This window comes from Caulobacter sp. GW821-FHT09B11 (genome assembly GCF_059418205.1).
On the sequence record NZ_JBWKPK010000004.1, the window covers coordinates 113,811 to 135,097 of the forward strand.

Below are 21,287 nucleotides of genomic sequence, written 5' to 3' on the forward strand. Positions count from 1 at the left end.
GGACAGGTTCGCCTCAGATCGCATGTTCGTCTTCCGGCGTCAGGGCGTGCAGGTCGTCCGGCAAAGGCGCGTCGATCAGCGCGCGCCGGAACGGCTCCAGCGATCGACGGTCGGGGTCGAACTGCATGTCCCAGGCGACCTCGCCCTCCCAGAAGCTGGGGGTGCGGGTGGCCCACAGCAGCGAGCCGAACTTCCAGTCCCAGACGCGCGGAACCCAGTTGTCGTCGAGATAGTCGGTGTCGACGTGGTACTCGGCCTCGCCGCCGCCGGGATTGTCGAAGTAGTAGTAGATGGCCGACGAGATGCGGTGGCGCGACAGGCCGCCGGAACTGTTCTGGCTGGTGTTGGTCCAGCCCTTCTGCTGCATCTGGTTGACGCCCAGCATCAGCTCGTCGATGTCCTCGATGCCGAAGGCGATGTGCATGAAGCCCGGATCGTCGGGGGCCACCGGCAGGGCCGTCGAGACGAAGAAGATGCTGTGGTGCTCGTGGGTCCCGTCGGCGCGGGCGAAGGCCCCGGCGCCGCGCGAGTGGTCGGTGTAGCGAAAGCCCAGCCGCTCGATGAAGAACTCCAGGCTGGCGACGTAGTCGTGCACGAAGAAGACCACGTGGTTGATGGTCTTGGGCAGGCAGCGCCGGCGCCATTTGCGGTGCAGATTGAGGCGCTGGATGTTTCCAGGCGCGTTGACCGGGTCGGGCTGCGAGACGACCTGGCGCTTGTTCCAGACCTTCAGGCCGATCGGCATGCCGTCGTCGCAGAAGAGGTGGGCCGCGCCGTCGGCGTCGAAGCTGATCTCGCGGTCGCGCGACAGGTCGGCGACCAGGGCGTCGAAGGACTCCTGGGTGTCGACGCCCCAGATGGTCTCCTGCATGCCGACCTTGCCGGCATAGGTCGCCGGCGAGCGCGGATCGCCGCGGCGGCGCACCACGATCTTCGAGCCGCTGGCCACCTCGAACACGCTCTGGTCCTGGCTCAGCGACACTGGCGTCAGGCCGAAATCGGTCCAGAACCGCGTACAGAGCTCAAGATCGTCCACGCCGAAGATCGCGCTCTCGACACCCAGAATCGCCATGCCCTACTCCGTGAACGGCTCCGGGCGCGGCGCTCCCGCGCCCTGCCGCCCTCCCCGCTGGTTCTCGTCATCCCCGCCAGCAGACCACCCGCGAACAACGCCGAGAAATCCATTGTTCGGATTGGAGGTATCGCGCGCGTCGGGGCCTCAGACGGCCTGGCGCAGGGCCGTGATCGAGGCGGCCATAAGGGTGTTGTGCTCCTGGGGCGAGCCCCCGGTCATCTCCAGTTCGCCAAGGCGCACGGAGTTCTCCACCACCATGCGGCAGCGCTCGAAGCGCCGCCGGCCAAACCGCGCCAGGGCGTCCTCGACCTCTCCGTCGCGCGCCAGTTCGTCGGCCAGCACCACGGCGTCCTCCACCGCCATCCCCGCGCCGGAAGCCAGATGCGGTGTGGTGGCGTGGACGGCGTCGCCGATCAGCACCACCCGCCCGGCGTGCCAGGGCAAGGGCTGCAGCAGGATCTTCAGGGGCCGGTAGTTGATGGTCGGATTGGCCAGCACGCCTTCCCGGATCCCCGGCACGATGCCGCCGAAGCCGTCCATCAGGGCGTGCAGCCGCGCCGGCTGGTCGGCCAGCTCGATCCACGGATCGTCGGGCGTATGCTCCAGCAGGAACATGTACATGTGGGTCGGCGAGACCGGGTTGAAGCCGATCTTGCGGTCGCCGCCCATGTAGAAATGCGAACGGTCGAAGCCCGGCGGCCGCTCGGCCAGCAGCCGCCAGCAGGCTTGGCCGGTGAAGCGCGGCTCGGGAGCGTCGGGGAAGATCGCCCTGCGGGTGGTCGAGAAGACTCCGTCGGCCCCGATGACGAGGTCGTAGGACCGCTTCCCGCCGTCGCTGATGGCGACCTCGACGGCGTTTCCCGCCTGGTGCAGGGCCTCGACCGTGACCCCGAGCCGGACATCGACCCCGACCGCGCGGGTCGTCCCCGACAGCACCGCGTGCAGCACCGGCCGCATGACGCCGCCGGTGGCCGGGATCCCCTCCTCGACCGGGGTGGTCGAGAGGTCGGCGATGAACTCGCCGGTCTTGGAAAAGACCGTGCCGCCGCTCCACGACGCGCCCTGGGCCAGCACCGCGTCGAGCACGCCCACCGCGCGCAGGGCCCGCAAGGTCGGGCCGGTGATGGTGATGCCGGCGCCGTAGACGCGCCAGGCCGGATCCATCTCGACCAGATCGACCGCCGCCCCGCTCCGCCGCAGCAGGATCGCCGCCGACATGCCGGCGATGCCGCCGCCGATCACCAGAACCTTGCCGACCATTTCCTCGACCCTTTTTACGCTTCTTGTCGCTCTTATCGTTGTTGGGGACGCTCTCAGGCTCTGGCCTGGACCGCCTTCTGCTGGATCGCTCCGAACACCGAGGCGCCGCCCTCGTCCAGCACCTCGATGCGGACGGTGTCGCCGAAGCGCATGAAGCCGGTCCTCGGCTCGCCGTGCTGGATCACCTCCCAGCCGCGCCGCTCGGCGATGCAGGCCGAACCGACCTTGTCGGGCGCCCCTTCCGAGACGGTGCCGAAGCCGACGATGGTCCCGGCCTTCAGGGCGCGGGTGCGGGCGGCGTGGACGATGAGCCTGGCGTAGGTGAAGTCCATGGCCGCGCCGCTGGGCCGGCCGAACGGCTGGCCGTTCCAGGCCACCTGCACCGGCAGCTCCACGCGGCCGTTGGCCCAGGCCGGGCCGAGCTCGTCGGGGGTGACGGCGACCGGCGCGAAGGCGGTGGCGGGCTTGGCGTGGATGGGACCGAAGCCGCGCATCATCTCGAAGCGCTGCAGCGCCCGCAGGCTCCAGTCGTTGGCCAGCAGCACCAGGCGCACCGCCCCTTGCGCTTCGGCCTCGGTCGCGCCGATCGGCACGTCGCCGGTGACGACCGCGTACTCGGCCTCGAAGTCGATACCGTCGGCCTCGTCGACGAAGGGCGCGTCCTCAGTGGGCGCCAGGAAGGCGTCGGAACCGCCCTGGTACATGATCGGCACAACGTCGGCCTGGGGGATCGGCGGAATGCCGAACGCCTTGTCCAGCAGCCGGCCGTGGGCGAGGAACGACGAGCCGTCCAGCCACTGGTAGGCGCGCGGCAGTGGCGACAGGGCCTGCGCAGGATCGAAGGCGAAGGCGTCCTGCGCGATCCCGGCGTTGAGGGCGTCGGACTGGGCCTGGAGGACCGGCGCCAGCGCGTCCCAGCGATCCATCGCCGCCTGCAGGGTCTGGGCGGCCTGGGCGAAGACGGCGGTCTTCAGGTCGCGGGAGACGACGACCAGGCGGCCGTCGAAGGTTTCGGACTTCAGGGTCGCGAGCTTCATGCGGAGATCCTTGAACTCAATCGGCCGTCCAGCCGCCGTCGATGACGAGGGAACTCCCGGTCATCAGGGCGCTGGCGTCGGAGGCGAGGAAGACGATGGCGCCCATCAGGTCCTCGACCTGGCCCAGGCGCCCGAGCTTGATCTTGGCGAGCACGCTTTGCAGGAAGGCCGGGTCCTCGAAGAACGGCCGGGTCAGCGGGGTCTCGATGAAGGTCGGGGCGATGGTGTTGACCCTGATCCCGTGCGGGGCCAGGTCCAGCGCCATGGCCTTGGACAGGCCCTCCAGCGCCCATTTCGATGCGCAGTAGAGCGTGCGGTTGGGACCGCCGACATGGCCCATCTGCGAGGTCATGTGGATGATCGAGCCCTTGGCGCCCGCCTCCACCATCCCTTGCGCCACGGCCTGGGCGACGAAGAAGGCGGCCTTGAGATTGAGGTCGAGCACGGCGTCGTAGTCCTCGACGCCGACCTCGCCGAACGGCTTGGGGCGGTTGGTTCCGGCGTTGTTGACCAGGATGTCGAAGGCCGGGCGGCCGGCGATGGCGGCCTTGACCGCTGCGACGTCGCCGACGTCGAGCACAAGCGCCTCGGCCGCCCCGCCCTGCTCGCGGATGGCCAGCGCCGCCGCCTCGATCTCGCCGGCCGAGCGGGCGACCAGGGTGACGGCCGCGCCGGCGTCGGCCAGGGCCGCGGCGGCGGCCAGACCAATGCCCCGCCCCGCCCCTGTGACCAGGGCCCGGCGACCGTCCAGCCGGAACGACGGCGTGCGCGGCAGCTCCATGGGGCCGGCCTATTCCGCCGCCAGCACGGGCGAGGCCGCCCCGGCATAGGGCACCTCGCGCCGGCCGTAGCGGCGCACGCGGATGTTGGCCTGCTCGCCGTGGCCGGCGAAGCCTTCGAGGGCGCACAGCCGCGAGCAGTATTCGCCCACCAGCGCCGAGGCCTCGTCGGTCAGCACCTTCTGGTAGGTGCAGGTCTTGATGAACTTGCCCACCCACAGGCCGCCGGTGTAGCGGGCCGCCAGCTTGGTGGGCAGGGTGTGGTTGGTGCCGATCACCTTGTCGCCGAAGGACACATTGGTGCGCGGACCCAGGAACAGCGCCCCGTAATTGGTCATGTGCGTGAGGAAATAGTCCGGGTCGCGGGTCATCACCTGCACGTGCTCGGAAGCGATGCGGTCGGCGATCTCGACCATCTCCTCGTCGCTGTCGGCGAGGATCACCTGGCCGAAGCTCTCCCAGGCCCGGCGGGCGATGGCGGCGGTCGGCAGGATCTCGAGCAGCTTCTCGACCCAGGCGATGGTGTCCTCGGCCAGCTTGCGCGAGGTGGTCAGCAGGATGGCCGGGCTGTCGGGGCCGTGCTCGGCCTGGCCCAGCAGGTCGGTGGCGCAAAGCTCGCCGTCCACCGTATCGTCGGCGATGACCAGGGTCTCGGTGGGGCCGGCGAAGAGGTCGATGCCGACCCGGCCGAACAGCTGGCGCTTGGCCTCGGCGACATAGGCGTTGCCGGGACCGACCAGCATGTCGACCGGCGCGATGGTCTGGGTGCCCAGGGCCATGGCGGCCACGGCCTGCACCCCGCCCAGGCAGTAGATCTCGTCGGCGCCGGCCATGGCCTGCGCGGCGACGATGGCGGGGGCGGGCTTGCCGCCGAACGGCGGGGCGCAGGTGACCACCCGCGGCACGCCGGCCACCTTGGCCGTCAGCACCGACATGTGGGCCGAGGCCAGCAGCGGATACTTGCCGCCCGGCACGTAACAACCGGCGGCGTTCACCGGCAGGTTCCTGTGGCCCAGGATCACGCCGGGCAGGGTCTCGACCTCGACGTCCTTCAGGCTGTCGCGCTGAATCCGGGCGAAGTTGCGCACCTGGGTCTGGGCGAACTCGATGTCCTTGAGGTCGCGGTCGCTCAGTTGGTCGAGGCAGCCCTGGATCTCGGCCGGCGACAGGCGGTAGCTCTCGCGGTCCCAGCCGTCGAACTTCGTCGACAGCTCGCGCACCGCCGCATCGCCCCGCGCCGCCACGTCGGCGAGGATCACCTCCACCGCCTCGCGCACCGCACGGTCGGCCGCCGCAACAACCCCCGCATCCGCCCCGCTCTTCAACCACTTCGCCATGGCGTGTTCCTCGTCCTAGTCGGTTATTGGCCGGGGGCCTTGCCTTGCTGGTAGAACCGACGCGCGAAGAGCACAAAACGTGTTTTCGGTGGGCAGGTATCGCCTTCACCGCTGCATAGCCCCGAGGGCATCGACGAGGTCGCTGGGGCCGCGAGGCCCGTCGCCTCAGACGGCCGAGCGGAAACCCAGCTCCAGCACCAGGCCGACCTGGCTGGGCCTGATGGCTATGGTTCCGTCGTGCGCCGCCACGATCGCCGAGACCGTGGCCAGTCCCAGCCCGTGCCCGGGCGCCGAACGCGACGGGTCCAGCCGCACGAAGCGACGGAAGATGCGCTCGCGCTCGCCCGGCGGCACGCCGCGGCCATCGTCGCCGAACGTCAGGACGACCCGATCGCCCGCCGCGCGAAGCGAGACGAAGGCCCGGGTTCCGGCGCCGGCGTGGGCCAGGCTGTTGTCCATCAGGTTGGAGACGGCCAGCAGCATCAGGCGCTTGTCGCCGCGCACCCAGACCCCATCCGGCGCCCCGTCCAGCATCAGGTCGAGGCTCATGTCCCGGGCCTCGAAGGCCGGCCGATAGGCCTCGACCAGCTCCTCGATCCCCGCCTTCAGGTCCACGCGAACGAACCGCTCCTGGACCGATCGCCCCGCGATCTCGGACAAGGCCAGCAGACCCGACAGCAGGGCCTGCAGATCGTCGATCTCGGCGATCGCGGTATCGACGGCGGTCCTCTGCGCCTCGCCGGAAGCGTCGGCCGCCAGGTCCTCCAGCCGCACGCGCAGCCGCGTCAGGGGCGTGCGCAGGTCATGGGCGATGTCGCCGGACACCTGGCGCAGGTTGCCCATCAGATCCTCGATGCGGTCGAGCATCCGGTTGAGCACGCCGGCCTGCTGGTCGAACTCGCCGCCCGAGCCGTCGATGGGCATGCGTCGCCGCAGGTCGCCGGCCATGATGCCCTCGGCCGCGACCTGCATCGCGTTCAGCCGGCGACGGACGACCCGCCCGAAGCTCAGGGCGGCGATGACGCAGACGGCGGCGATCAGCCCGGCGCCGGTCAGGAACGCGCGCAGCAGAGCGGTGTCGATCTCGATCAGCGAGGCGCGGTCGGCCGCCACGATCAGGCGGCCGCCTCCCGACAGCGGCGCGTTCATCGCCTGGGCGACCCCGGCCACGCCGTTCTTGCGCCGGATGCGCAGGAACTCGCTCCAGCCGGGCGGCGGGATCTCCGCCCGAAGCTCGCCCGCGCGCCGGCGCCCGGCCGCGTCGAGCACGATGTAGCCCATGCCGCTGTCGGCCTCGGACCGTCCCGCCAGGTATCCCACCGTGCCGCGCTCGGGCCGCCGGTCGCGATCGCGCACGGCCCGCAGCAGCACCTCGAAGCCGGCCCGCTCGTAGGTGGCCTGCAGGGACTGCATCTCCAGCTCGATGCGATGGTCGAGCTGACGCTCGATCTCGTGGTGCACCATGCTGAAGGTGACCATGCCCACGGCCAGGGTGAGCAGGCAGGACAGACCCGCCACCACGAAGGTCAGGCCCCGCACCGTGCGCGGCGCGCGCCTAAACATCGTCGGCCATCAAGTAGCCCGCGCCGCGCACCGTGCGGATCAGGTTGACCTCCCCGCCTTCCGTGAGCTTGCCGCGCAGCCGGGACATGTGCGTCTCGACGATATTGGTCTTGGGATCGAAGCCGAAGTTCCAGACCTTCTCCAGCAGCATGGTGCGGGTCACCACGCGGCCGGCGTTGCGCATCAGCTGCTCCAGCAGCATGAACTCGCGCGGCTGCAAGGCGACCACCCGGCCGCCGCGGCGCACTTCGCGCCGCATGAGGTTCATCTCGACATCGGCGATCCGCAGAGTCGACGCGATCTCGACCTGGGCCGGACGACGCCCCAGCGCGGTCACCCGGGCGGCCAGCTCGGCGAAGGCGAACGGCTTGACCAGGTAGTCGTCGGCCCCCTCCTCCAGCCCCGCCACGCGATCGGCGACGCCGGACATGGCCGTCAGCATCAGGACCGGAGCCTTCTGGCCGGCGGCCCTGGCGAGCTTCAGCACCGAAAGGCCGTCCAGCCCCGGCAGCATCCGATCCAGGATGAGCACGTCGTACTGGCGCTCGACCAGGTTCTGGAGCGCGCTGACGCCGTCGCGCACCGTCTCGACGACATGGCCGCGCTCGGACAGGCCGCGAGCGATGAAGGCTGAGGTTTCGAGGTCGTCCTCGAGCAGGAATACGTTCACGGGGCGCTCATCGCCATGCGGACGCCCGGGCCGAACCTCACGGCGGGATTGGCCGAGCTATACAATTTCCCAATGTTTCCAATGGGCCGTCGACAGGGCGCGCCGCGAAGGTATTGCCTGTCGGCCACGCAACTCGCTCGCACTATCATAGCCCCGTTCGCGCCGCCATGACCCACTCCTTCGCGAAATACAGCTCCCGGCGCCGCCCCGTCATCCGCGTCGAGGCGCCCGCCTCCGCCCCGTTGCTTATGGTCGTCGCGGAGGCGCCCCGGGCCCCATCCGCCCTTCGACGGGGCATAGCGGACCTGTGCGAGGAGCGCGGGGTGCGGTTGACGCAGCGGCGTCGCGAGATGATCGCGGTGTTCGACCAGGTCGGGTTTCCGATCGACCTGGAAGAGGTATGGCTCAAGTCGCGGGCGCTGGGAAACGCGATGAACCGCTCCTCGATGCACCGCCTGGCCTGGGACCTGACGGCGGCGGGAATCCTTTGCGAGATCGGCCGCGCCGATCGCCGGGTGCGCTACGCCACCCCGCTTGATGTCGCCATCGAAGCCACGAGCGCCGACGCGGCGGTCGTGGCCGTTGACAATCCGACCCTGGCCGAGGCGCTGGTCGAGATCCTCAGCCGGCAGGGCCACGACCTGAAGGGCCGCACCATCGCCATCAGCGTGAAGGACTAGGGCCCGCCCGCTCACGCGCTTGAGCCGCCGGCGCCGAGACGTTCGGCCAGCGCCCGATAGGCGGGCACCGGCGCGGCCATGAGGAAAGCCCGCATCTTCTCGATGAAGGCGGGCGTGGCGCCCTGGGCGGCCTTCTCGAAGCAGTCGACAGCCTGGCCGACCGCGCCTTCGGAGGCCAGGACCCGGCCGAGATTGAAATGGCCGCGGAAATCACCGCCGGCCGCCGCCATCGCGTAGCAGTCGCGGGCCTTGGCGAGGTCCTGCTCGACCTCCCAGCCGTCCTCGTAGAAGCCGCCCACCACGTTGATCGACTTGGCGTGGCCCAGCGCGGCCGCCCGCTGGAACCAGGCCAGGGCGGCCTTGCGATCGGCCTCCACGCCTTCGCCCAGCATCAACCGGGTGGCGAGGTTGTACATCCCCCAGTCGGAGCCGGCCTGGGCGGCCTGCACATACCATTGCGCCGCCACCGCGAGGTTGGCCGCCACGCCCCAGCCGTTCTCGTAGCAGCGACCGACCATGTTCAGCGCCATCGGATGCTCCGCCCCTGCGGCCCGCAGGAACAGCGCCAGGGCCCCGGCCGGATCGGCGGGACCGCCTGCGCCGTCAAGCAGCATCTGGCCCAGCATGGCCTGGGCCTCGGCCACGCCGGCGGCCGCCTGCTGGGCGAGCCAGGCCCGCGCGATCTCCGGCGGCCCCGAAAGGACCTTGGCGACGGCGGCGGCGATATCGCCCGGAGAGAGGTGGTCGTGTGCGGTGTCCATGGCCTCGCCAAAGCGAAAGGCCGCGCCCGCCGAAAGGCGGACGCGGCCGGTTCAGGGATGTCGCCGGGCCTAGAACTTGGCGTTCAACGACAGGACGGCCGAGCGCCCCGGCGCGATCGTCGCGTAGTGCGAGGCGTAGGCCTGGGTGTAGTAGACCTCGTCGGTCAGGTTCTGGATGTTGAGCCGGGCCGAGAGGTTCGGGTTGATGGTGTAGGTGACGTTGGCGTCGAACCGCCAGTAGTCGGGAACCCACTTGGGCGTGGTGGCGCTGGCGTTGCCCATGACCTTGGCCTGGTAGTTGGCGCCCAGGCCGACCTTCAGCTTCGGCAGCACCTCGTACGTCGTCTGCACCGCGAAGCTGTGCTTGGGCGTGTTGGGGAACTGCATGCCGTCGGTCAGGCCGGCCGCCGCGCCCGAACCGCCGTTCTTGACCAGGATGGCGTCGAGATAGGTGTAGCCGCCGAAGACGTCCCACTTGTCGGTGACGGAGCCGGACGCGCCCAGCTCGTAGCCCCGGACGCGCTTTTCGCCGGCCATGGCCACCGTGCCGTCGGTCTGGGTGATGCGGGCGTTGGTGGTCTTCACCTCGAACGCCGCGCCGGTCAGGCTGAGCTTGCCGCCGAACACGTCCCACTTGGCGCCTCCCTCGAGGGTGGCGTTTTCCTCGGGATCGAGGTTGGCGTTGACGGTGCTCGACAGGGCGTTGCCGTCGCTGCCCTGGTTCAGGGCGTTGCCGGCCGGGGTCGAGGCGGTGGCGTAGGACAGGTAGATCGCGGCGGCGGTCGTGGGCTTGTAGACCACGGCGGCCTGGTAGTTCAGCAGGTCGTCCTTGCGCTCGAAGGTCGAGCGGGCGAACGGCGTGGTCGTCGCCCGGGCGCTGACATAGCGGGCGTCGTAGCTGTCGTAGCGCAGGCCCAGATTCACCTGCCAGCGCTCGTCGAACTCGATGGTGTCGAAGCCGTAGATCGACTTGGTGACCGTGCGCGAGTTGTTGGGGTTGTTGACCCGCGAGATCGTGCCGGTGAACGGATCGCTGGTGCTAGGGTTGGCCAGGGTGGTGCAGACATAGGCGGCGATGGCCGCGGCCGAGCAGCCGCTGAACGTCGAGGCCAGGGCGCCGTTGTAATAGACGTTGTAGCTGTCGTTCTCGCCTTCCTCGCGCGACAGCTCCAGGCCCGTGGCGAAGTTGTGCTGGATCGAGCCGGTCTGGAACTTGCCGTAGAAGTCGGTCTGGTTGGTCAGGTAGCTGACCTCGCTGACGCGGCTGTTGGGACGGCGCCAGACCAGGCCGTAATAGATGTTGCCCTTGCTGTCGTCGGGCTGGGTCCAGATGTAGTCCTGGCCGGTCTCGGCATAGCGCACGGTGTTGCGCAGGTGCAGGTTGTCGCCGAAGTCGTGCTCGAAGCGGACCGTGCCCATGTCCACCCGCTCGCGGCGGAAGTCGCGCCCCTTCACGCCGTACCAGGCGCTGCGATCGGCGAGCAGCGGCTGGCCGTCGCCGGTCTGGTAGACGCGCGCGCGGCCGTCGGTGCGGGCCACGAAGGTCGGGTTGTTGTACGGGATCCCGCTGTCGGGGATGTCGTCGCTCTGCATGTGGTAGTAGCTGACGACGATGCGGGTGTCCGTATCCAGGCCGAAGGCGATCGACGGCGCCACGCCCCAGCGGCTGTAATGGACCTCGTCGCGGCCGTCGACGCCGGCGTCGTGGGCCATGAGGTTCAGGCGCACGGCCACGCCTTCGGCGACCACATGGTTCACGTCTAGCGTGGCGCGCTTGTAGTCGGTGGTGCCGACCGCGACCTGCCCGCCGATCGAGTCCTTCAGGGTCGGGGCCTTGTTGTTGATGAAGACGCCGCCGCCGGCGCCGCCGCGGCCGCCGTAGCTGCCGGTCGCGCCCTTCACGACCTCGACGTTCTCGACGTTGAACACTTCGCGCGACTGGGAGCCGATGTCGCGCAGGCCGTCGACATAGGTGGCCGACTGGGCGTCGTAGCCGCGCAGGAACGGACGGTCGCCGACCGGGTTGCCGCCCTCGCCCGCGCCGAAGGTGATGCCGGGCACGGTGCGCAGCGCCTCGACCAGACTGACCGAACCGGTCTGGTCGATCAGCTCGCGCGGGATGACGGTGATGGACTTGGGGGTGTCGCGCAGCGGCGCGGTGATCTTCGGCGAAGCGGCCTGGGCCTTCTTGCTGTCGACCTGGACGCCTGAGACTTCGTTGGTGTCGCCGTTGTCCGGAGTGGCGGTGGCGACCGCCTCGTCGGCGGCCGGCGCCGCATTGGCGGCGGCGGAGAGGCCAAGGCCCGCGACACCCGCGACCGCGGCGGCGCTGAGTGCGCGTCGGCTGGCGCTACGCACGCCCGACGTCGAAATCGTCCTCATGTTCTTATCCCCGATGCCCGGCCCACGCGCACCGCGCGAGCGCCTCCATTACTGACAATGCGAGGCGCTCTTATCTGGCGCGTCGATCGACAGCAATGAGAAGCGTTCGCAACAAACATTGATTATTCCCAATGTTGCCACATCGGTTCGCAATGTTTCGGGCCGGCATCACCGATCACTGTTCCTCCAGGCGAACAGCATCTTCGAGAACTCAAGGAAGTCTGGAGCGCCTCTCGCCATCCACTTCACGTCCAGCGAGGGTTGCCGGCGGCGCGCAATCGAAACCTCGCCAAGCACGCGGCGATCCGGATAGAAACATCGCCCCATCCTTTTTTGGGGGATCGCCGGAGCCCGGAAATGGACCTGATCAGTCTTCCCGTATCCCCCTTCGCGGCGCGCGTCCGTATCGCGATCTACGCCAAGGACCTGCCCATTGACCTGATCCCGCCGCCCCCGGGCTGGCGCGAAAATCGCCACTTCCGCGACCTCAGCCCGACCGGCCGCATCCCGGTGCTGCTCGACGAACGCGGACCGATCTGGGAGTCCGCGGTCCTGCTCGAATATCTGGAGGAGCGGTTTCCGCAGGCGCCGTCCCTGATGCCCGTCGATGTCTTCGACCGGGCGATGGCGAGGCTTCTGGTGCAGCACGTCGACCTGTACCTGATGCCGTCGATGGTCGTTCTCGCGCAGCCTCGCACCGACGCCGCGGCCTCCCGCCGGGCGGTCGAGGAACTCCTGAACGGGATCGCGATGCTCGAGGAGCTTCTCAAGGGGCCGCGGTACGCCCTGTGCGATCACCTGACGATCGCCGACTGCGCCCTGGCGCCCGCCCTCTTCGCCATCGGCGTGACGGCCGATCGCCTCGGCATGGACCTGATCGAGCCCGCCTCGATCACCGACGTCTATGCCCGATCCGTGCGGCGAGACCCCTACGTGGCGCGTGTGCTCGAAGAGATGGAGCAGGGCCTGCGCCTCTTGGTGCAGGTCACCTAGCGAGCCCGTTTGGATCAGGAAATCCCTATGGGGTGAGAACGAGGCCGGATCGGCTAGAGGTCGGGTCCCACATATCGCGCCCTGGGCCGGATCAGACGCCCCGCCTTCAGTTGCTCCAGCGCATGGGCCAGCCACCCCGCCGTGCGGCCGACGGCGAACAGGGCGAAGGGGGCGTCGTCGGGCAGGCCGAGCGTCCGCGCAAGCGCCACCAGGGCGAAATCGATGTTCGGGGCCTGGCCGGTCGCCCCGACAACCGCCTCGTGCAGCGCCGCCATGTCCGGCGCCAGATCGAAGGCCGCCAGCAGGGCCGCCGCGCGCGGGTCGCCGTCGGGATAGAGCGGATGCCCGAAGCCCGGCAGGGGCGCGCCCTGGTCGAGGCGGACGGCCACGGCGTGGTCCGCCCCGTCGCGCCAGGCCTCGCGGGCCAGGGCCTCGACGCGGGCGGCCATGCCGCCGTGCAGGGGTCCGGACAGGGCCGAGAGCCCCGCCAGGATCGAAGCCGCCAGCGAGGCTCCGGTCGAGGCCGCCACCCGGGCGGCGAAGGTCGAGGCGTTGAGCTCGTGGTCGGCCAGCAGCACCAGGGCCCGGCGCACGAGGTCGCCGCCGGCCGCGTCGAGGCTCCAGGCGGCCGCCAGCCGCTGATGGATCAGGCCGTCGCCCGCGCGGCCAGCGGCCGCGTCGGCGACGAGGTCGAGCAGACCCGCCGCTTCCTGGGCCAGCATCAGCGGCGCGCGGCCGCGGGCCGGACGGTCCTCGCCCGCACGGGCGGCCAGATCGGCGAACAGGCGGGCGCGAATGGTCGGCGCAGGGCTGGGTTCGTGGGTGGAGACGGCCGCCTCGGCCACGTCGTCGCGCAGCAGCCGGCCGACCGCTTCGAAGCTTTCCGTCCTGGCCAGTTCGGCGGCGTCGCGGCCGCGATACCACAGGCGCCCGCCGCGCACGGCGGTGATGGCCGACTCCAGGACCGGCTCGCCCCAGGCGATGGCCTCGGCGGCGACGTCGGCGGCCTTGCGGCCCCGCGCCTTTCGCTTGGCCAAGTTAGCGACGTCGGAAGCCCGATAAAGGCTGCGGCGCGGGTCGCCGGGATGAGCGTGAGCCTCGATCCGGCCACGGCTGACATAGGCGTAGAGCGTCTGAGCCCGCACGCCGAGCCGCGCCATCGCCTGGTCCGCATCGAGCCAATCGTCCGCCATGGATATTGATTATATTGATCAAGATTGACGATCAATCGGCTCGGACGAAAATCGGCGGTGAAAGGAGACCTTCCCATGGTCCAAGTTTCCGCCGGCCTCGAAGGCGTCATCGCCGCGGCCACCGTGCTTTCCGACGTCGACGGCCAGGCCGGCCGCCTGACCATTCGCGGCTGGGCCGTCGAGGATCTGGCCGGCCGCGCCCGCTTCGAGGACTCCGCCCACCTACTGTTCGACGGCTTCTTCGACGACCTGCCGACCGATCTGGCCCCCGCCCTGGGCGCGGCCCGCGTGCGGGCCTTCGCCGAGGTCGCCGCCCTGGACGAAGCCCTGGCCGCCCGCGATCCCTACGACGCCATGCGCGCCCTGCTGGCCCGCCTGCCCGACGGCGACACGCTGCACGACGCCCTGGTGCTGACGGCCGCTCCCGCCGTGTTCACCGCAGCGACCCTGCGCGCGCGGGCCGGACAGGCGCCCGTCGCGCCCGATCCCGCCCTGCCCCACGCGGCGGACTTCCTTCGGATGATCCGGGGAACACCCGCCACCGAGGGCGAGGCCCGGGCGCTGGACGCCTATCTGGTCACAGTCTGCGACCACGGCCTCAACGCCTCGACCTTCGCCGCCCGGGTGGCGGCCTCGACCCGCGCGGGCCTGGGCTCGGCGGTGCTGGCGGGGCTCTCGACCCTGAAAGGACCGCTGCACGGCGGCGCGCCGGGGCCGGTGATCGACATGCTCGACGCCATCGGAACGGCCGACAACGCCATATCCTGGCTGGAGGACGCGCTGGACGCCGGCGAGCGGCTGATGGGTTTCGGCCATCGGATCTATCGCGTCCGCGATCCCCGCGCCGACGCCCTGAAGGCGGCGCTGGCCCGACTGTCGCGCACCGCCGGCGCCCTGCCCGGCCGCCTGGCCCTGGCCGAGGCGGTGGAGCGGGCGGCCCTCGACATCCTGCGCCGCCGCAAGCCCGACCGGCCGCTGGAGACCAATGTCGAGTTCTACACCGCCCTCCTGCTCGAAGCGCTGGGCTTCCCGCCGCTGGCCTTCACCTGCGTGTTCGCCGCCGGCCGCACCGTGGGCTGGCTGGCCCACGCCCGCGAGCAGCAGGCCGGCGGCAAACTGATCCGCCCACAGTCGGTCTATGTCGGGCCTAGGCCCAAAGCGGCGGCTTGAGGGTGCAGCCGAACCGCGCACGATTGTTGCGAAAGACACACAAAGCCGCGAAACGACATATCGCGGTTCGGCGAACTTGACACATTTTTGACCGCCAATTCACCTTCTGCGCGAGCGAATCCACGACTCAACCTTGACCGTGGGGATATCGCAGCTGGAAGGGCACGGCATGAACCGCATCGGCCAAGGACTTCTCTCGCTATTTCTGACAACCGTCGCGGCCGCCCCGATGGCGCCCGCGGCCCAAACCCCGGACGACAACAGCGTCGAGGCGGTGGTCGTCACCGGCTCGCGCATCCGGGTCAGTCCGCTCGACAAGAGCCAGACCGTCTTCCAGATCGGCCAGGACGACATCGCCAAGACCGGCCTTACCTCGATCGTCGACGTGTTGCAGCGCGTGCCCTCGGCCGGCGGTGGTCTCAATTCGAAGTTCAACAACTCCGGCAACTTCGGCAATCCGCCCGACGGCGGCGGCGTGGGCGCGGGCTCGGCCGAACTCGACCTGCGCTATCTGGGCTCGCGCCGGGTGCTGGTGCTGGTCGACGGCCAGCGCTGGGTCGGCGGGGCCGCGGCCTCGGGCGTGCCCGGCGTGGTGGACCTCAACACCATCCCCAACGCCATGATCCGCAATGTCGAGATCCTGCAGGAAGGCGCCTCGCCGATCTATGGCTCCGACGCCATCGCCGGGGTGGTCAACATCCTGACCCGCGAGCGTCAGCAGGGCCTGGAGCTGTCGGCCCAGGTCGGCGGCTACGGCGAGGGCGACGGCTTCGCCCAGGACTACAACCTCTCGTGGGGGGCCACCGAGGAAAAGACCAGCATCGTGGTCGGCGGCGGCTACTTCAAGCAGAAGAGCGTCATGTCGGCCGACCGCGACATCTCGCTGTTCCCCAGCCCCTTCTCGACCTCTTGCCTCGACGGCGGCTGCTCGTCGGGCACGCCGCTCGGCCGCTTCATCGTCAGCGACCCCAATACCGGCAACGACCTCGACGTGACGCTGAAGACCGCCCTCGCCGTCGGGGTGCGCCCCACCTACAATCCGCTGGATCCGACCGGCGCGTCGAGCAGCTTCAAGAACTTCACCACGGCCGACCGCTTCAACTTCCAGCCCTACAACTACATCGTCACGCCGTCGGAACGGGTCAGCCTGTTCGGGACCGTGACCCACGACTTCACCGACAGCGTCAAGCTGAAGGTCCGCGCCAGCTACGTGCAGCGCAAGTCGGCCAACCAGGCCGCGCCCCTGCCGCTGTTCGTCGGCCCCGACGCCGGCAACGGCAACCTGCTCGACACCGTTTCGGTCGACGCCACCAACCCCTACAATCCTTTCGGCTTCACCCTGACCACCGGCACCTACGCCTTCGTCGGTCGCCGGCTGATCGAGGCGGGTCCCCGCCACTACGCCCAGACGGTCGACACCTGGAACGTCAACGCCAGCCTGTCGGGCGACCTGAAGCTGGCCGACAAGACCTGGTACTGGGACGTCAACGCGACGGCCTCGCGCAACCACGCCGAACAGAGCTTCACCGGCAACGTCAACGCCGCCCGCGTGCAGCAGGCGCTGGGCCCGTTGTCGGGCTGCACCGGCTCGTGCGTGCCGCTGAACATCTTCGGCGGGGTCGGCTCGATCACGCCCGAGATGCTGGGCTTCATCGGCTTCACCCAGCAGGACGTCTCGCAGCAGGAGCTGCACGACTTCACCGCCAACCTGACCGGCGACCTCTTTGCCCTGCCCGCCGGGCCGCTGGCCTTCGCCGCCGGCTACGAGCACCGCGAGACCAAGGGCTATTTCCAGCCCGACGCCGTGGTCGCCGCCGGCCTGTCGGCCGACATCCCGGCCCAGCCCGCCAAGGGCGAGATCAAGGTCGACGAGGCCTATCTCGAACTGCGCGCCCCGCTGCTGGCCGACCTGCCGCTGATCCACCGGCTGGAGGTCTCGGCCGCCGGCCGCTGGTTCGACTATTCCACCTCGGGCCGGGACTCGATCTACAAGGCCGGCGTCAACTGGCGGCCGGCCGAAGACCTGCTGGTCCGCGCCTCCTGGGGCCAGGGCTTCCGGGCGCCGTCGATCGGCGAACTGTTCGGCGCGGCCTCGCGCTTCGACCAGGAGATCACCGATCCCTGCTCCGACATGCTGGGCCTGTCAGGCGGCACGCCCGCCAGCGCCACCGTCCGCGCCAACTGCATCGCCGCCGGCGTGCCGGCCGGCGGCAGCTACGTGCAGCTCAATCCGCAGCTGTCGGTGATCACCAGCGGCAACGACGCGCTCAAGCCCGAGACCAGCGAGAGCAAGAACGTCAGCATCGTCTGGGAGCCCAAGGCGCTGAAGGACGCCAGCTGGGCCAGTAACGGCTCGATCGAACTGGCCTATTCCGACATCGAGCTCGACTCGGCGATCCAGGCGCTCTCGGGCGAAAGCCTGCTGGCCCGCTGCGCCGAACTGGCCGACAGCCTGGCCTGCTCGACCATCACCCGCACGGCTTCGGGCCAGGTGGCGGCGATCACCAACCCGCTGATCAATATCGGCGGCATCCAGACCCGGGCCATCGACCTGAACGTCCTGTGGTCCTCGCCGACCTACGACTTCGGGCGCCTGTCGCTGCGCTCCTATTCGACCTTCCTGCTCGAATATACCGAGATCGTGCCCACCGCGACCGGCTTCACCGAGATCCCGCGCGAGGGCACCGAGCGCGGCAGTCCCGACCAGGCCTATCCCAAGACCAAGACCACCCTGACCGTCGACTGGGACCACAAGGCCTGGGGCGCCAGCGCCTCGGCCCGCTACCTGTCGTCGGTCAAGGAGACGGCGGCGGCCGACAACAAACTGGCCTCGCGGACCTATATCGACGCCCAGCTGCGCTGGAAGCCCGCCTTCCTGGGCGAGACCACGGCGGTCGCCTTCGGGGTCAACAACCTATTCGACAAGGACCCGCCGGGCTGCATCAGCTGCGGCCTCAACAACTACGACCCCAACGCCTATGACGCGCCGGGCCGCTACTTCTACTTCCGCCTGACCTACCGCCAGTAGGACCTTCACCGGGCGCGGTTCGTAGCCCTCGGGCCATGACCGCGCCCCCTTTCCCTGCCTCCAACGCGTCTCCGCGACCTGGAGCCTTGGGACCCCGGCATATTAGTTTGTCGTCTCCGGCGATAAGTTTCGCGCACGATCGGGGCTCTCGCCGGCCAGGCCGGTTGCTTCGCCCGCGCCTTCCCGACCTACTCGTCGAAAATACGAGGGTTGGAAGTGTCCAGGTCAATTGCCGCGATGGCGCCGCGCGCCTCGCTTTCCCCGCGTTCGTCGGCGGACAGGCCCCCTCGCCCGCAGGCGCCTCGCCCGGCCGAGGCCAGGTCCGCCTGGATGCTCATGCTGGTCTCCGCCGCCTTCTGGTTCGAGGGCCATCCGATTGGCTGACGCTTTCCCATCGCCCATGGCTTGAAGCGACCGGAGCGCCTCCTCCGGCCGCTTGTGTTTCCCGCTACATCTTCAGCCGCGCGCCGATCGTGAAGTAGCGGCCCATGACGTCGTCGCCGATGGCGTAGCCGTCGCGCAGGCCAGCCCGCGTGCCGTTTAGGGCGTAGGCCCCGGGCGGCGGATCGGCGTCGAACAGGTTCTGGACGTTGACGAAGAAGTCCGTCCGCCCGGCCCGGGTGTCGGCCGCATAGGTCAGGGTCAGGCTGGTGGTGGCGAAGGACGCGATCTTGTTGTTCGCCCAGATCTGCGACGGGTCGCCGCCCAGCTTCATGTCGTCGCGCCAGCGCTGCATGACGTCGACCGTCAGGTTCTCGATCGGCTGGAAGCGGGCCAGCGCCGTCAGGCGCAGTGACGGACCGGCGGCAGCCCCCAGCGGACCGAAGGCCACCCCGCCCTGGTCGGTGGTCGTGACCCCCGGCTGGCGGTAGTAGACGTGTGGCTGGAAGGCGGCCAGGAACCGCAGCGACGCGGGCCGATGGAAGGCCGTCGTGGCGTAGTTGACCTCCAGGTCCGCGCCCCAGGTCTCCACCTGGGCGATGTTGTAGTACTTCGTGTACCAGCGCTGCACGACGTTGGAGGCGCTCTTGTCGGCATAGCCGTTGAGGCGGTCCTGCAAGGCGCAGAACGGCGAGGTCCCGCCGCTGTCGTAGCAGGCCCGCTGATAGGCGGCCGTTGCGCCGTTCACCTGGGTGACCGCGTCCTTGACGGTGATGTGGTAGGCGTCCAGCGCCACCGAGAAACGCGAAATCGGGCTCCAGACCACGCCGAGCGTGGCGGTGTCGCCGATCTCGGCCTTGAGGTCGGGGTTGGACAGATCGACCGAGGCCACCGTCGGGCTGAGGGTCGTCAACAGGTCCTGGGTGCTGACCGGCACCGAATTGACCGGCGCGAACAGCTCGTAGAGCGTCGGCGCGCGAATGTCGCGCGAGCGGGTGGCGCGCAGGCGCACCGCGTCGTTCAGGCGCCAATCGAGGCCCAGCTTCCAGGTCGAGTAGTCGCCGCTGGTGTCGTAGCTGGTGAAGCGGGCCGCGCCGTTGACGCTGAGCGCGCGCATCAGCGGCAGGTCCTTGACGAGCGGGACGTCGGCTTCGAGGGCGGCCTCGCGGACGGTCTGGCTGACCTTGGGGCTGCCGGCGAAGGTCTGGGTCCACAGGGCCGAACCGGCGGTGCAGTTGTAGCGGATACCCGTGCAGTTGACGACGTCGGACGGACCAGCGTCGCTGGCGGATTCGAAGCTCAGCTTGCGCCACTCGCCCGACAGCGCCAGCCTCACCGGGCCGGCCCAGGTGCTGAACGGCGAGCCGTCGATGTGGCCCGACACCGAGTCCATCACCGTGCGCGCCGTGTAGTGGGTCTCCTGGAAGACGTAGTCGATGGCCTCGGCGCTGCCGGCGGTCGGGCCGAAGACGTTCAGCGGCGCGCAGCCCTGGGCCAGGTTCGGATTGGTCAGGGCGATATTGCAGACGATCTTGCCGCTGGACGGATCGACGACGGCGTCGAGGGCGGCGGCCAGACGCTGGTTGTTGAGGTTGTTGGCCAGGGTCGTGCCCAGGCGCGTCTGGCCGTGGGTGAAGTCCAGGCCCCACTTGTAGTCGCCGAGCGAACCGTTCAGCCCGCCCATATAGATCCACTGCCGCGACTTCGACCGCGCCTCCAGCCGGCCGCCGCTGCTCATCAGTTCGCTGAGACGGAAGGTGGACTGGTTCGCCCCGGCCAGCTGCGCCTGGTAGGTCGGCGACAGGAAGGCGTTGGTCGAGCTGAGCGTGACATTGGTCAGCCGGACATAGTCGGAATAGTTGGCGTTGGTCTTGAGGTTGCCGCCGACCTGCAGGTAGCCGTGGACGTTGTCGGTCAGGTCGTAGTCGACGCGGCCGAACAACTGGTGGCCCTTCATCGGGGCCAGCAGCGAGGAGTCGTAGTAGCCGCCGTCGCCGCCGACCTGGAGGGCGGACGAGCCGGTGGCGGTTCCGGGCGCGAAGGCCCGCAGCGTTCCGTTGCTCGCGAAGGTCTGGCCCGACAGCACGCCGCTGGTGATCAGGCCGCCGAATGGGAAGCCGGCCTGGCGCAGGTCGCTGTAGAGCACATACGGGTTGGCCGCCGTGCCGGCCCCGGCCACGCCCCAGACGTCCATCCAGTCGCGGTCGGAGCGATAGGCGACGCCCTTCTCGTCGCGATATTCATAGCTGGCCTCGACATGGCCGCGGCCGTTCGCAAAGCGGGTCCCGGCGGCGAGGCCGACGTCGATCTTCTCGCCGTCGCCCTGCTGGGAGACACCGGTCTGGGCCAGCATCTTCAGGCCGTTGAACTTCTTGTCGACGATGTAGTTCACGACGCCGGTAACGGCGTCGGAGCCATAGACGGCCGAGACGCCGCCGGTGACGGTGTCGACCCGCTGGACCAGCATCTGCGGGATCAGGTCGACGTCGACGACGCCGTTCAGCAAGGTGGGCGGCACGCGCAGGCCGTCCAGCAGGATCAGGGTGCGGTTGGCGCCGATGTTGCGCAGGTTCAGCTGGTTGGCCGAGGCGTTGCCGGCCCCGACGCTGCCGGTCGAGGTGGGGTTGACCCCCGCCCCGCGCGAGCCGGCGAACACCGGCAGGACGTTGAGGGCCTCGGCCAGGTTGCCGGGGACTGCGCGCAGGACGTCGTCGGTCTGGACGACGGTGACCGGCGACGGGCTGGCGTCGCCGTTGCGGATGACGCGCGAGCCGGTGACGACCACGGTGTCGACGGTGGTCTCGACCGTGTCGCCGGCGGGCTCCGGAGCGGTCTGGGCGAAGGCCGACGTGGTGAGCGCGAGCGCGCTGGCCCCGGCCAGAAAGACGGCTGTCCTTCCGAGGTTCTTCATCGTTCCCTCCACGCCGTATCCGCTGCCCGGCCGGCCTGTTCTTATGGTTCGCCGCGTTCATTGACGC

General features: G+C 69.7%; 16 protein-coding genes. 4 read left to right on the top strand and 12 right to left on the bottom strand.

The window, feature by feature from the left end:
* Nucleotides 1-13: 13 nt before the first annotated feature.
* From AC07N1_RS04100 to AC07N1_RS04130, 7 genes are all read right to left on the bottom strand, one after another.
* Nucleotides 14-1,072, bottom strand: coding sequence for a VOC family protein (locus AC07N1_RS04100; protein WP_494670644.1), 1,059 nt, complete (start codon nucleotides 1,070-1,072; stop codon nucleotides 14-16).
* A gap of 147 nt (nucleotides 1,073-1,219) precedes the next feature.
* Complete coding sequence (locus AC07N1_RS04105) at nucleotides 1,220-2,335, bottom strand: FAD-dependent oxidoreductase (RefSeq protein WP_494670645.1); 1,116 nt, start codon at nucleotides 2,333-2,335, stop codon at nucleotides 1,220-1,222.
* A gap of 53 nt (nucleotides 2,336-2,388) precedes the next feature.
* A complete protein-coding gene (locus AC07N1_RS04110) occupies nucleotides 2,389-3,372 on the bottom strand; it encodes a fumarylacetoacetate hydrolase family protein (protein ID WP_494670646.1) in 984 nt (327 codons plus the stop codon).
* 16 nt (nucleotides 3,373-3,388) lie between these two features.
* A complete protein-coding gene (locus AC07N1_RS04115; protein ID WP_494670647.1) occupies nucleotides 3,389-4,153 on the bottom strand; it encodes an SDR family NAD(P)-dependent oxidoreductase in 765 nt (254 codons plus the stop codon).
* A gap of 9 nt (nucleotides 4,154-4,162) precedes the next feature.
* Complete coding sequence (hisD, locus tag AC07N1_RS04120) at nucleotides 4,163-5,488, bottom strand: histidinol dehydrogenase (protein WP_494670648.1); 1,326 nt, start codon at nucleotides 5,486-5,488, stop codon at nucleotides 4,163-4,165.
* Nucleotides 5,489-5,653: 165 nt separating this feature from the next.
* Nucleotides 5,654-7,051 (bottom strand): ATP-binding protein, encoded by a 1,398-nt coding sequence (locus AC07N1_RS04125; protein ID WP_494670649.1) that lies wholly within the window; start codon nucleotides 7,049-7,051, stop codon nucleotides 5,654-5,656.
* Nucleotides 7,044-7,721: a response regulator transcription factor gene (locus tag AC07N1_RS04130; protein WP_494670650.1), complete on the bottom strand. Its 678-nt coding sequence runs from the start codon at nucleotides 7,719-7,721 to the stop codon at nucleotides 7,044-7,046. Before AC07N1_RS04130 ends, AC07N1_RS04125 begins: the two co-directional genes overlap by 8 nt.
* Before the next feature lie 323 nt (nucleotides 7,722-8,044).
* Here AC07N1_RS04130 and AC07N1_RS04135 point away from each other — a divergent pair, with 323 nt between their 5' ends.
* Nucleotides 8,045-8,401 (top strand): hypothetical protein, encoded by a 357-nt coding sequence (locus AC07N1_RS04135; protein WP_494670651.1) that lies wholly within the window; start codon nucleotides 8,045-8,047, stop codon nucleotides 8,399-8,401.
* An 11-nt stretch (nucleotides 8,402-8,412) separates the two neighbouring features.
* On the opposite strand, the gene AC07N1_RS04140 is transcribed toward AC07N1_RS04135, so the two are convergent.
* On the bottom strand, nucleotides 8,413-9,162 hold the full coding sequence (locus tag AC07N1_RS04140) for a tetratricopeptide repeat protein (RefSeq protein ID WP_494670652.1): 750 nt from the start codon (nucleotides 9,160-9,162) through the stop codon (nucleotides 8,413-8,415).
* Between the two features lie 69 nt (nucleotides 9,163-9,231).
* A complete protein-coding gene (locus tag AC07N1_RS04145) occupies nucleotides 9,232-11,544 on the bottom strand; it encodes a TonB-dependent receptor (RefSeq protein ID WP_494670653.1) in 2,313 nt (770 codons plus the stop codon).
* Nucleotides 11,545-11,901: 357 nt separating this feature from the next.
* On the opposite strand from AC07N1_RS04145, the gene AC07N1_RS04150 reads away from it, so the two are divergent.
* A complete protein-coding gene (locus AC07N1_RS04150) occupies nucleotides 11,902-12,537 on the top strand; it encodes a glutathione S-transferase family protein (RefSeq protein ID WP_494670654.1) in 636 nt (211 codons plus the stop codon).
* A gap of 53 nt (nucleotides 12,538-12,590) precedes the next feature.
* Here the strand turns inward: AC07N1_RS04150 and AC07N1_RS04155 are convergent, their stop codons facing one another.
* Nucleotides 12,591-13,730: a citrate/2-methylcitrate synthase gene (locus AC07N1_RS04155; protein WP_494670655.1), complete on the bottom strand. Its 1,140-nt coding sequence runs from the start codon at nucleotides 13,728-13,730 to the stop codon at nucleotides 12,591-12,593.
* A gap of 75 nt (nucleotides 13,731-13,805) precedes the next feature.
* Between AC07N1_RS04155 and AC07N1_RS04160 the strand changes: the two genes are divergently transcribed.
* Together AC07N1_RS04160 and AC07N1_RS04165 are read left to right on the top strand one after the other, a co-directional pair.
* Nucleotides 13,806-14,900 carry a citrate synthase/methylcitrate synthase gene (locus tag AC07N1_RS04160; protein ID WP_494670656.1) on the top strand — a complete coding sequence of 365 codons (1,095 nt, stop codon included), beginning with the start codon at nucleotides 13,806-13,808 and terminating at the stop codon, nucleotides 14,898-14,900.
* A 139-nt stretch (nucleotides 14,901-15,039) separates the two neighbouring features.
* On the top strand, nucleotides 15,040-17,928 hold the full coding sequence (locus AC07N1_RS04165) for a TonB-dependent receptor domain-containing protein (protein WP_494670726.1): 2,889 nt from the start codon (nucleotides 15,040-15,042) through the stop codon (nucleotides 17,926-17,928).
* A 188-nt stretch (nucleotides 17,929-18,116) separates the two neighbouring features.
* Here AC07N1_RS04165 and AC07N1_RS04170 read toward each other — a convergent pair whose 3' ends face one another.
* Nucleotides 18,117-18,266: a hypothetical protein gene (locus AC07N1_RS04170; protein WP_494670657.1), complete on the bottom strand. Its 150-nt coding sequence runs from the start codon at nucleotides 18,264-18,266 to the stop codon at nucleotides 18,117-18,119.
* Nucleotides 18,267-18,376: 110 nt separating this feature from the next.
* A complete protein-coding gene (locus AC07N1_RS04175) occupies nucleotides 18,377-21,220 on the bottom strand; it encodes a TonB-dependent receptor domain-containing protein (protein WP_494670658.1) in 2,844 nt (947 codons plus the stop codon).
* Between the last annotated feature and the right edge of the window lie 67 nt (nucleotides 21,221-21,287).

Excerpts from the sequence above, each read along its gene's own strand:
- AC07N1_RS04100 (WP_494670644.1), bottom strand. The coding sequence starts at position 1,072 with ATGGCGATTCTGGGTGTCGAGAGCGCGATCTTCGGCGTGGACGATCTT.
- AC07N1_RS04105 (WP_494670645.1), bottom strand. The coding sequence starts at position 2,335 with ATGGTCGGCAAGGTTCTGGTGATCGGCGGCGGCATCGCCGGCATGTCG.
- AC07N1_RS04110 (WP_494670646.1), bottom strand. The coding sequence starts at position 3,372 with ATGAAGCTCGCGACCCTGAAGTCCGAAACCTTCGACGGCCGCCTGGTC.
- AC07N1_RS04115 (WP_494670647.1), bottom strand. The coding sequence starts at position 4,153 with ATGGAGCTGCCGCGCACGCCGTCGTTCCGGCTGGACGGTCGCCGGGCC.
- hisD (WP_494670648.1), bottom strand. The coding sequence starts at position 5,488 with ATGGCGAAGTGGTTGAAGAGCGGGGCGGATGCGGGGGTTGTTGCGGCG.
- AC07N1_RS04125 (WP_494670649.1), bottom strand. The coding sequence starts at position 7,051 with ATGTTTAGGCGCGCGCCGCGCACGGTGCGGGGCCTGACCTTCGTGGTG.
- AC07N1_RS04140 (WP_494670652.1), bottom strand. The coding sequence starts at position 9,162 with ATGGACACCGCACACGACCACCTCTCTCCGGGCGATATCGCCGCCGCC.
- AC07N1_RS04145 (WP_494670653.1), bottom strand. The coding sequence starts at position 11,544 with ATGAGGACGATTTCGACGTCGGGCGTGCGTAGCGCCAGCCGACGCGCA.
- AC07N1_RS04150 (WP_494670654.1), top strand. The coding sequence starts at position 11,902 with ATGGACCTGATCAGTCTTCCCGTATCCCCCTTCGCGGCGCGCGTCCGT.
- AC07N1_RS04155 (WP_494670655.1), bottom strand. The coding sequence starts at position 13,730 with ATGGCGGACGATTGGCTCGATGCGGACCAGGCGATGGCGCGGCTCGGC.
- AC07N1_RS04160 (WP_494670656.1), top strand. The coding sequence starts at position 13,806 with ATGGTCCAAGTTTCCGCCGGCCTCGAAGGCGTCATCGCCGCGGCCACC.
- AC07N1_RS04170 (WP_494670657.1), bottom strand. The coding sequence starts at position 18,266 with ATGAGCATCCAGGCGGACCTGGCCTCGGCCGGGCGAGGCGCCTGCGGG.
- AC07N1_RS04175 (WP_494670658.1), bottom strand. The coding sequence starts at position 21,220 with ATGAAGAACCTCGGAAGGACAGCCGTCTTTCTGGCCGGGGCCAGCGCG.